Source organism: Prolinoborus fasciculus, assembly GCF_056724605.1.
Genome location: NZ_JBWZQN010000082.1, coordinates 1 through 11385, shown reverse-complemented (window position 1 = coordinate 11385; position 11385 = coordinate 1). Strand labels below are relative to the sequence as shown.

The following is an 11385-nucleotide window of genomic DNA, read 5'->3' as shown; positions in this document are numbered from 1 at the left end:
AGGCTTTAGGAGAAGCTGCAACTTCTCCAAAAAGCTTGAAAATCATTTCAAAGCCTTTGATTTAGTGTTCTTTTATATCAATAATGGATTCGTTTAATGCCAGCATACTTTTTGAAACACCACCGAAATAGGAATAGATTTACAAATATCACCATAGTAACCATATATTTTTTAAAAACTTAATTTATCTGAATTGCTAATTAAGTTTGGTGGCTTTGTCATGCATTCTTGTCTAAGATAACTTTTAAATCTTCTATAGAAACGGGCTTAGCAAAATAATAGCCTTGCAAGTAATTACATTTGCTCTCTGTTAAAAACTTAGCTTGTTCTTCTGTTTCTACACCTTCAGCCACGACTTCTAAGTTTAATGTTTTTGCCATTTGAGTAATTGCTATAACAATTGCCGCATCACTTTTATGTTCTGGCAAATGCTGAATAAAACTACGATCTAACTTAATTTGATCAATAGGCAGTTGACGGAGATAACTCAGGCTAGAATAGCCCGTACCAAAATCATCGATTGCTACTTTGATTCCAAGTGCTCGTATAGCTTTTAAAATTTCAACCGATCTTTCAATACCCATCAGTAACATCCCTTCTGTTACCTCTATCTTCAATAACTTAGCATTAAAGTTATTTGTTAGTAGAGTATTCCTTAACTCAGCCAAAAAATTAGTACGTTTAAATTGTATAGGAGATATATTTACAGCCACGCTAAGTTGATCTGGTCTATTCTTATTAATCTCAGTAATATCTTTGCATGCCTGATTTAATACCCAATTTCCTATTGCTGAAATTTGTCCAGTACGTTCGGCTAAAGGTATGAAAGACAATGGAGAAATTAAACCACGCTCAGGATGGAACCATCGTATAAGTGCTTCAACGCCTACAATTTTATTAGTTAAACTATCAACGATAGGTTGATAAAATAATTTAAATTGCTCATCTTCCAAGGCCATAATGAGTTCATGGCGTAACTGGATGTCATTCACTTTGTGAACCGTATTGCTGCCACTTGTATACCAGTGCCAGGTGTTACGTCCTTCGTTTTTAGCTTCATACATTGCATGAATTGCATGATGCAATAACTCTCTAAAATTTTCGACTTCCTCTGTATCAGTCGCAATACCAATACTTGCGCTCAGACGAATGTGATGCCCTTTTATATTAAAAGGTAAAGCTAAAATTTTAAAAATGCCTTCTACTGTTTGAGTTACTTTTTCCTGAGTATATTCTTTGTTTAATAATAGAGCAAAGCCATCAGCGGCAAAACGTGATAGAACATCATCTTCTTGTAAAATAGTCCGTAGACGCTGACTGACCAGCTTAATTAATTGATCCCCTTCAGCATATCCGAGATCTTTATTTATAGTACGGAAGTCATCCAAATCAATATATAAAACCGCTAATGTATTGTTCATTTCACCCTTTTTGTAAAAGGCAAGGTCCAATAACTCTTCAAAAACCTGACGGTTAACTAATTCAGTTAGACTGTCATGAGTACGCTGATAATTTATATATTCTTCATCTATAAGTTTCTGAGTCACATCTTGCTGGGTTCCAATAAAATGAGTACATTCACTATTTTGATTCCATACAGGGCTAAGAGTAAGTTGATTCCAGAACCAGGTGCCATCTTTCCTATAGTTTTTTAAGGTAATTTGAATTTCTCGCTTATCTTTAAGTGCTTGGTGAATTTCTTGAACTGCATTAATATCTGTATCTTCTCCTTGTAGAAAGCGACAATTACGACCTAAAATTTCTTTCTCGGAATATCCGGTTAATTTTAGAAAAGCAGGATTAATGTATACAATTTGATGATTTGAAGTAGCATCAGTAATTACAATACCATTAGGATTTGCATCTAATCCTCGTTTTAATAATTGTAAATGCTCTTCTGTTTTATATCGGTCTGTAATATTTTTTAGAATTGCAAATACACCTACAATTTTTCTATTTTGAAATAATGGTAAAAAGGTGAGATCTGCCCAATATTTTTCCTCTCTAACGTCATAAACCTGTATTTCTAAACGTTGAATATGACCTTCTGTAGCTTTTTTAAAAGCTTCTTCTGTTATTTTTTGATATTGAAGGTGAATAAAATTTAAATAGTGTAGTCCTACAATCTGCTCTACCTCAAATCCATTAATCTTTTTTGATGTTATATTTACTTGAGTAATATTTCCATATAAATCACATTCATATACTGTATCAGGATGATGATCAAAGAAAGAATGATATTTATCATTCATAGCATTTTTATGCTGACGCTCATAATATAGATCGACCCCTAAAGCAGTCAGGTATGCCGCATGATTAAGCATTTTAATCTCATCATCTGTTGGGCTCTTCGGTTTTCGATAATAAGTTGCAAAAGTTCCATATAAAGTACCTTCAGCACTAATTATAGGAACAGACCAACAAGCAGAAATATTTTCTTCAATAAGAAATTTTTGATAGCTTTTCCAGTTAGGATGAATAAAAATATCTTCACAAATAACGATGTTACGATAATAAGCTGCTGCTCCACATGCACCAGCATATGGCCCAATCTTTAAATTTGTTAATGCATTACGATATGCTGAAGTAAAATATTGTCGTCCACTGATTAAATTTAAATGTTTTTCTTTCTCTGAGAAAAACATAATAGTTACCATTGATCCAGGAATTAAACCTTCCAACCACTTTGAAACTGTATGCAAAACAACTTTTAAATCAGTTTGTTTACCTAGAAAATCAAGAATAAATAAAGTATCAGGATTATTAATTTTTTCAGACATTCCATACCCTTTAATAGAATCTATTATGATTCATAATCAGAAAACTCGTTAATAAAATAGTATATAGAAAATAATAAAATTCCAACTAATCTACTGTGAATTATTAAAAAAATTGGTGGTGTTTCAAAAAGTATGCTGGCGTTAAACAAATCCGTTATTAAGGTGAAAGAAAGTCAAATCAAAGGCTTTAAAATGATTTTCGAGCTTTTTAGGAAAGTTGCAACTTCTCCTAAATCCACGCCTGATTCGATGACGAATTCTACAATTCTTACCTTCAATACCGACGGTAAAAAACTTACCGATCACTTACTTGCAACATTGAAATGCTGTGATAAAACTATCCCAGTGATCACTCGCAATTCCAGCATATTGAACCCCAAGCTTTTTAAGTCTAGCTTTAAGACGTTGAACCGTTGCTAAATCCCGCTTACCCCAAACATAAGCAACAACTTCTCCAGATTCTCGATGGTAGGCATAAATAAGCCATTGTTTATTTTTCTTATTCCCTACAAAAGTCCAAAGTTCATCGACTTCAAGACATTCGTAGTGGCTTTGTTTAGGCTGAATCTGATAGATCGATTCACTTAAGGTTCGTAATACCTTGCCAATGCTGATACGCTCGACTTCAGCAATATCTCTTACACCGCTTCCTCTGACCATTAAATGTAATATCTTGCCGGTAATACCTGAGTTACACCCTTGATAGCTTAATGCATGATCACCAATAAACTGACGTTTGCAATCTTTGCACTGATGGTTTTGTTTCCCATCTACTTTGATGCCATTTCTCTTTATATTGTTACTTAGACAGGTAGGACATTTGATTTGTAGCGTTATTTTCATACCTCTATTTTATCAAAAGCCATATTGTTTTTTTCAGCATACTTTTTGAAACACCACCAAATTAAAATAAATAAGGATATTTCTAATCCTCGTTCATTTAAATTATTGCGTTCTGCTACCACTGATGAAACTCCATGTAATATCTTGCCAGTATCAGCTTCAATTTCAGAAAACTATAGTGACTATAATGGTGTCAGAATAGTTTCCTACTGAGACATTCTGTCTAGCAGAAATACGACCATACAATGGATGTTGTCCAGTTGCTCCTGTTTGTCCACTTATAGTCACACTATTATCTGTACCATCTCCCCATATGAAGGTTCGGGCTGCATCGCTATAGATGTTGTAGATTAAAAAATCAGTTCCGTTTGACATTTTCCTTTCACTAAAGTTTCCTGAGTTGCCCTGATCAAGCTTTAATGTATAAGATGTTTCAACACTACAATTGACTGTTAATGTCCCAACATTATCAGTGGGATTAATTGCAAAGACATCATAGTTTCCAAAAGACACCCCGCTGCTACTTACATTACAATCAGCAAAGGTTAGAGAAGGAACGTAAAGCAGTACCAATGCCATTATGCTATAAAAAAATCGCTTAATTTCTAAAACTTTTTTTGATCTCTTAGGCCATAGATAGACTAAAATAAGAAAGTGTTGAGTGCTAATCACTGGCATATTATTTCACCCATTTCTAGCATCTGATCATTATTTTCTGGTACTTCAAGCGTGAAATGACAACTCTGATTTTGCCACTGAGCTTTAAGCTGGTTCGTCACATTTAAGTCAGTAAGAAAAACCTCTCCACGCAAACCTACAGGGAAATACTCTCCTTTTTCGTTAGTCACGATAGCTCCGACTGGTAAAGGGGTACCATTTTCTTGCACAAGATTGAAAAAAACTTCACGGGTATGGGCAACAGGAAAATTTAACATCACCCCACTACGATAATAAGGATATACATCCACATTCAAAGCTTTAATTTTTGCATCCAAAGGTATGTCTGATTGCTCAATACTAATCTGATTACGTTCATAGGGTCTTAATCTCGGAATAAGTGCATCTCCTTTACTGTTTGTACGAGCTACCTGCTGATTTTCTGCATATACACGCACATCAGAAAAACCAGGAACTCTTACTACAGCAAAACTACTATCAATATATCGACTTGGCAGCAAGGTACCTCCGGCCAAAGCAATACCACCCCGTATATTGCTACGGATAGCGATTTGATCTTTTATCTGTGAACCTTCTAACTGATAAGTACCATAGTTACTTTGATAGCTAATACTTCCCTGACGTGGTTGATTATCCTTTGTACCGACACGTAAGTTATAACCATAGCCTGTTCCTACTGGTAAACCACGTTGGATTTGCATCATCCCTTCGCTCTGCTCTTTCATATGGCTCGCACTTAAATTTAGACTAGTACGCTCGAAATTTAATGGAATGCTTAGAGAGGCTCGCAGTGTTGTTTGTGGCTCATTTAAAAAATGCAAAGCTGATAAATGTACAGAACCAATATTCCAAAGCCGAAAACTGTAGTCTGCAGTAAGAAACTCAATATCCTTCCGATCATAATAGCTTTGACTGGTATAACTTAAGTTCAAAGCACCTGAGCCTATCCCTCTGAAGCTAGTATAGATTCTGCTTTGATTAGTAGGTAAAGGTTGATTCTCCCTCATCCCTAGCCGCATGAAATTTAAACTGGAAAACTGGCTATCCAGACCAAAATTGAAAATGGCTCCTTGATATTGAAATGCCAGACTATAAAATTCTCCTCTCTGTCCATTTGTATAGCTGGTCGCTGCTGCTAAAGAAAGAGCTCCCCCAAAAGGTAATAGAGAATGTGCACCTATGCCGATCATGCCTTGTTTAGTAAGTGCTTGCGCATGCCCCTCTAATGTAAATCGATCGTTTAACCCTCTACGCCAAGTTGTTGCAGCTATCATTCGACCATAATCACTACTAGATCGGCCATAATTTTCTCTGATTGCGCCGAGTTCGACTGAGTATTCATCCAATCCTTTACGTAATAATTTTTGACTAGAATAAAAATCTTTCGTAATTACTTGTTCACGACCTAGAATGTCACGCACAATTAACTTGGTCTGCCCAGAGCCTGTAATAGTGGGAATCTCATCAATAGTAAATGGTCCGGGAGGAACTTCTCTCTGTAAACGCAGCGCATCATTAACGTAAAGATCAACTGTTGAAGGCAATACAGCTTCACCAGCCACACTCATTAAAGGTAAGGTGACAAATTCTGGCTGGATACTGTAATTTGTTCCCCATTGGAAACCGCCAAAACGTACTCCCCCACTCCAGCCAGTACCACGACTGAATGTATCACCCAAAGTTAAAGTGCGCATGTTCTGCGGATTATCTTTACGCCATTGAGTATCCAAACGTATCCATTCCGCTGACTGACCCACCTGATTATGTTGGGCAAGAAAATTTGCCGAGCCACTTCCCCAGCGATTAAAAGCCCCTATCTCAAATAGACCACTACTTCGAATCTCATTATCACTATTACTTTGAGCTACTGAAAGGTCATAATTGAAGAAGGCCCCCACTGAAGAACTCAATGTTTTCTGTTGCCATTTGGATCCACTTAACTCGGTCGTCTCAAACAGATTTGCGGGTGCTTGAAGATTCATAGTCGAATGACGTAAATCTAGCTGGCTTTGTATACCCAAATCCTGCAAATAATAGAAACGCTCTCCTTGATAATCGACTGTAACAGTTTTGGGTAAGATTAATTTCAAAGTTAGCAGATCCTGTTCTGCTAAAAGAATCTGATCATTATGGTCTTGTAATGCCAATACAGTGGACTGCTGTGGTTGATTGTTCAGTGTCGTTTCTAACCAAAACTCATTAAATTTGTTATTTTGACTTTTTTCTGTCAAATAATCGTCGGATGTAGCTTCATCTTTTAGTGGAGTCACAGCAGATAGCGGCTCAGATTGCTCGAAAATCTGTACCTGTTTTTCCGGAAAATTTTCACCTAGAACTATTGGCAAAAGATCCAGTCCTAAACGATATTTGTGGGTACTATCAGGCGCTAATTTAAATACATTTACTTTTCTACGATCATTCAGGGTCAACTGTAAACGAGTGACAGCTTTGTCATTTTGATTATCAATATGACGAATCAACTCATGATCTTTAGGAATTTTCCTGGCTAGAATATCAGCTAGGTTATGGGCATCTATACCCGTTAATTCAACAATCACCTGATCACTCAAAGGATTTGAGAGCAAGCGAAAAGTGATGTCCTGCTCAGTTTCCACGAGCAGCCGAAATCGGTCCGGCAACTGCTCGTGATAAACAGCATGTACAATTACAGATTCCTCAGGCGTGTTAGCAAATGCAGGAGGAATAAAGGTTAACATCGTCGAACTGAATACACTTTGCCAAGTACTCTTCCATACCTTCGAACGCCTTAGCATTAATTTACTCCACCCGCATCTCACTGGTGAGTGTCTTGCCATTCACTTTGGTGACCAGTTTTACTGTCGCACCAGACAGGGAACCTCCTTTAAAATCTATTGACCATTCATGTTTACTGTCTGGCAAAATATAAGTATTACCCTTCTGAACCAATTCCTGTCCATCCGACAGCTTTAGACGCAACTCTGCAATCTGAGCATGACCATTACCACGATTGTAGCTCTCAAGAATGAGATTACCCTTATTAACCTGACGAATATGCCAGCTGAGGTCTGAGCTCGCTGAGCCTGTGGCAGGTGCTACAAAAACTGGCAGGCTCATCCGCATCACCATCTGTAAACCCTGAAACTTATTCGGGATGGGTGATGGCAGCTCTTGCAGAAAAAGCCGATAACTTAGTTCCTGCTTTAAATCTACCGGACGACGTAAACCAACTCGAATAATCTGGGTTTCACCAGGAGGCACAGTAAAAATGGGAGGTGTCACCAAAATTTCACGGGTTTTAGACTCATAAAGATCCTTACCCTCTTTTTGGTTCCAACTCATTAATTCTGCTTGAATAGCAACCAGCTCATTACTACTGTTATGAACCTTAAGTGACATTATCTTGTTATTTTCAGGCGTCAGATTGACCTTTATAGGACTTATACTAAAACCAGCAGCATGAGAAAGGCTGGTCAAAATGATCAAAGAAAATAATAAGGTCGTCAGACCGCACAAAGCGATCTGACATTTAATAAAACCTTTCATTAGAAAGTAACGACTGCTGTTACAACATCAGTATATGTACCAGCAGGAACATTCTGACCTGCTGTTACACGCATGAATACAGGTAACGCTTCAGCCACGCCAGTACCTGTCGTTGCTACATCATTAAGCTCAGTATTTCCCCATACTGCTGTACGAGCATTATCACTGTATAATTCATAATCTAGGTATTTATCAGTCCCGAATTTAAGTTGACGGCCAACATTTTGACCATCATCTAAAGTGATTGTAACGGGACTACCATTTGTACATGTTACATTTACATTACTTTGCTGGTCAAAATTAGCAGTTTTATGAGCTACAACTGGATCGTAACCGGATACAGTTAAAGCATCAGCAGTGATCGTACAATTTGCGACAACCTCTGTAGTTAAAGACATAGTGGCACTCTGTGTACCTGCTGCCTGAGCAGATATCCCCGTTCCTGCAGCTATAGCTACAGTAGTAATAAGAGCGAGTTTATTGAAAAACTTGGCATTAGAAGTCTTCATGATGAACCTCATAATTATGATAAGAAGTGTAATTAGCTGAGCTAAAATTAATTCACTGCAACTAAGACTTATGGCTTGCCAAGGCAAATTAAATTTAAGACAAGAGGAACCCTCACCTTAAAATCAGTAAGACGCGTGGTAACCCCTCGACCATGGAATATAAATATTCTTTAGGCAGGTAGCTTTGCGTCCCCGCTTTTCAACGGGTTTGCCTTTTTCAGCACAATTGATATTTGTGTTTGAATAAACTGGTTAGTATTCATTCATTTCGAAATATATGCGTATTGTTTTTATTTGTAAACATAAACTACAAAAAATAGTTTGATATTAATTAAATATACAAATGTATATTATTATATTTAAAATTCACCATATATATAATTTAAATCAAACACTTAGGTTTAGGTTGTTTTTTATACAATTTTCTCTATATTAAAATTAAAATAATGAAATTTCTATTTAATTTAATTATTTAACTATTTTTAATCTATTAAAAATTATTAGATCTATATTTATCTTGTTTTTGATTATATTTTAATCACCCTATTAAGTCTTATTTTTTATATGGGATTAACTGATCTCTTGAACTAAAAAGTAGGCATTTCAATGCATAATTATTAAGTTATTGAATTAATTAAATATTTAAATTAATTTGTAAAATAATTATTATAAATAGAACTAATATGATAGAAATTGAACATTATTAAAATTAAAAATAAATTATTGTTTATTTTAAAAATAAAATTAAAAATAATATTTTTTAATTTAAAAAATAGATTAAATTTAAACCAATCATGTGATTTTTAATTAGACCTCTTGCGAAAGTGTCGTTTTACCTAATTTTTGAATTGGCTAAAACCTTATAAAATTTAGCTTTGGGCTGTTTAAATTTTGACTAACGCAAGAAGTCTATTTTAAATTTGTAATAAAATGCCAATTACTTTAATTAACATTTATATAACATAAAACTTAGAAACTGGCTGTAGTTTCTCTTTGCCTCTCCACGGCACTTAATCTTCCACACCTTAGGTGTGGTTTTTTTTTGCTGTATTTTTATGCATTTAATCAAGTTGGACTCATAAGTATTAGAAATTATGGTGAATTTAAGTATATAAAAATCATAATTATTTTTAATATAACTTATTCTAATAAGAGATTAAATAAGTAATCAATATAAAATTTTATTAATATTTATTGATATAAAAAGAAAAGCTATGTTAATAATAGATACATGTTGTAATACTTATTATTAACAACCAAATTGTAAGTTTAATTAAGTTATTAATTGATTAAAAAATTTAGGGAAAGCTTAACTTTCAAGGAGAAAAATATGCCGCGTATTCTTGTAGTAGATGATTCACCTACTGAAGTATTTCGTTTTAAAGAAATGCTCAATAAATATGGCTATGAAGTTATTGAAGCTATGAGTGGAGAAGAAGGTATTCAGATGGCAAAAAGTATATTACCTGATCTGATACTTATGGATATTGTTATGCCTGGGATAAATGGTTTTCAAGCTACACGCCAAATTACTCGTGATAATCTCACAAATCATATTCCGATTATTATTGTTAGCACTAAAGACCAAGAAACAGATCGAGTTTGGGGGAAAAGACAAGGTGCTGTTGATTACCTAACGAAACCGATTGGAGAAAAGCAGCTAATAGATGCTATTAAAGCACATCTTAGTATCGAATAATTTCTTCAAAAAAAGTAGAAACTATTTTTGTCGTCTATCAAGCTTAATCAATAGAACTTAATTGGATTCTTATATTTATTAGATCTCTTCCATAAATCAAAAAATATCGACTCCTTTGCTGAAGATTTGCATGCCATTTTTATTCGTCTTCTTGCATAATCTATGGAGGAAATACATCGATTCAAAGAAGTTTTCTGAAACACAGTTTAAGCGATATACAAGCATTTCATGGTCAACCTTTTATTTAATGGTGGAATAATTAAAGAAGCAAATTCTTGCTAAAGTTAGACCACCCAAGCTAAGCCTCTAAGACCAAGTTCTTCTCTGTCTGAGTATTGGCGCGAGTATCGAACTTTATTCACGTTGCAACAAGCTATGGTGTTTCAGAGCCCACCGCCTTAAGAATTGTCCGTCATGTTGAAGACTGCCTGATTCGGTCAAATCTTTTTAATTTACCCAAAGATTTACCCGAGAGCGAAGGCATAGACTGGAATGTTGTCATCGCAGATACCACAGGAATTCCAATACAAAGACCTAAAAAAACAGAAGAAAAAGCTATAGTAGCAAGAGAAAAAGTCATACTTTTAAGATACAGGCGATCATTCATTATAGAACTCAGAAAATCTTGAGCTTGTGTACCAGTCGCGGTGCAGTACATGATTTTGAGCTATTGAAACGCAATTTAAATCAAATTCTGAACCGTACCGGGTTTGTCGGAGAGTCAATATTCTGAGAGACTATCCCGATGACAAAATTAAAATATACCCCTAAAATCAGAGAAAGAGCGGTTCAATTATTGATTGAATCTGAAAAAGATTATCCATCGAATTGGGCTGCAATCACAGCAATTGCTCCTAAAATTGGCTGTACTCCTGAAACACTACGTGTTTGGTATCAAAAATACTTAGATCAACAAAATCCAGTTAAAGCACAGCAGCTTTCAGACCAAGAACGTATCAAACAACTGGAACGCGAAAATAAAGAACTGCAACGTGCTAACGAAATTCTACGTAAAGCAGCGGCTTTTTTCGCCCAGGCGGAGCTCGACCGCCCACACAAATAATGGTGGATTTTATCCATAACAATAAAGATCGATATGGTGTTGAGGCGATTTGTAGAATTTTACCGATCGCTGCTTCAACCTATTACCGGACTTTAGATCTCGCGGACAATCCAGAACATCGAGCGAAACGGGATCTGCATGACCTTCATCATGCTGAACAAATTAAACGAATTTGGAAGGAAAGTTCAGGTCGGTATGGTGTACGTAAAGTCTGGCAAAAACTGAAACGTGAAGGCTATATTATTGCACGCTGTACTGTTGCTCGATTAATGAAAAAGCTAGGTATAC

The 11385-nt window shown here is 35.5% G+C and carries 8 protein-coding genes, 3 pseudogenes, 1 riboswitch and 1 other annotated feature; of the genes and pseudogenes, 3 read left to right on the top strand and 8 right to left on the bottom strand.

The genetic code is table 11. From position 1 onward, the window contains the following. Nucleotides 1-97: pseudogene (locus AC1P5O_RS15190) on the top strand (IS1 family transposase); the annotation flags it as partial. A 121-nt stretch (nucleotides 98-218) separates the two neighbouring features. Here the strand turns inward: AC1P5O_RS15190 and AC1P5O_RS15185 are convergent. From AC1P5O_RS15185 to AC1P5O_RS15155, 7 genes and pseudogenes are all read right to left on the bottom strand, one after another. Further along, nucleotides 219-2780 (bottom strand): EAL domain-containing protein, encoded by a 2562-nt coding sequence (locus tag AC1P5O_RS15185; protein ID WP_222110452.1) that lies wholly within the window; start codon nucleotides 2778-2780, stop codon nucleotides 219-221. Nucleotides 2781-2921: 141 nt separating this feature from the next. Continuing rightward, nucleotides 2922-3623 (bottom strand): annotated as a pseudogene (locus AC1P5O_RS15180) (IS1 family transposase). After that, the gene (locus AC1P5O_RS15175; protein WP_262458437.1) at nucleotides 3620-3745 is read right to left on the bottom strand and encodes a hypothetical protein; all 126 of its coding nucleotides are present in this window, start codon (nucleotides 3743-3745) and stop codon (nucleotides 3620-3622) included. Before AC1P5O_RS15175 ends, AC1P5O_RS15180 begins: the two are co-directional and overlap by 4 nt. A 43-nt stretch (nucleotides 3746-3788) precedes the next feature. Beyond that, on the bottom strand, nucleotides 3789-4301 hold the full coding sequence (locus AC1P5O_RS15170) for a Csu type fimbrial protein (protein WP_086044061.1): 513 nt from the start codon (nucleotides 4299-4301) through the stop codon (nucleotides 3789-3791). After that, the gene (locus tag AC1P5O_RS15165) at nucleotides 4292-7018 is read right to left on the bottom strand and encodes a fimbria/pilus outer membrane usher protein (RefSeq protein WP_222110453.1); all 2727 of its coding nucleotides are present in this window, start codon (nucleotides 7016-7018) and stop codon (nucleotides 4292-4294) included. The genes AC1P5O_RS15170 and AC1P5O_RS15165 overlap by 10 nt, the downstream gene beginning before the upstream one ends. 61 nt (nucleotides 7019-7079) lie before the next feature. Further along, nucleotides 7080-7826 carry a fimbrial biogenesis chaperone gene (locus tag AC1P5O_RS15160; RefSeq protein ID WP_086044063.1) on the bottom strand — a complete coding sequence of 249 codons (747 nt, stop codon included), beginning with the start codon at nucleotides 7824-7826 and terminating at the stop codon, nucleotides 7080-7082. Further along, nucleotides 7826-8335, bottom strand: a complete 510-nt coding sequence (locus tag AC1P5O_RS15155) for a Csu type fimbrial protein (RefSeq protein ID WP_222110454.1) — start codon at nucleotides 8333-8335, stop codon at nucleotides 7826-7828. The genes AC1P5O_RS15160 and AC1P5O_RS15155 overlap by 1 nt, the downstream gene beginning before the upstream one ends. Before the next feature lie 134 nt (nucleotides 8336-8469). Then, a riboswitch (cyclic di-GMP riboswitch) is annotated at nucleotides 8470-8558 on the bottom strand. 1107 nt (nucleotides 8559-9665) lie between these two features. Here AC1P5O_RS15155 and AC1P5O_RS15150 point away from each other — a divergent pair. Beyond that, a complete protein-coding gene (locus tag AC1P5O_RS15150) occupies nucleotides 9666-10034 on the top strand; it encodes a response regulator (protein WP_086044065.1) in 369 nt (122 codons plus the stop codon). A gap of 412 nt (nucleotides 10035-10446) precedes the next feature. On the opposite strand, the gene AC1P5O_RS15145 is transcribed toward AC1P5O_RS15150, so the two are convergent. Further along, complete coding sequence (locus AC1P5O_RS15145) at nucleotides 10447-10641, bottom strand: hypothetical protein (protein WP_348942358.1); 195 nt, start codon at nucleotides 10639-10641, stop codon at nucleotides 10447-10449. 138 nt (nucleotides 10642-10779) lie between these two features. Here AC1P5O_RS15145 and AC1P5O_RS15140 point away from each other — a divergent pair. After that, nucleotides 10780-11385, top strand: a pseudogene (locus tag AC1P5O_RS15140) (IS3 family transposase); the annotation flags it as partial. After that, nucleotides 11055-11171 (top strand) — a sequence feature (AL1L pseudoknot). It overlaps the preceding pseudogene by 117 nt.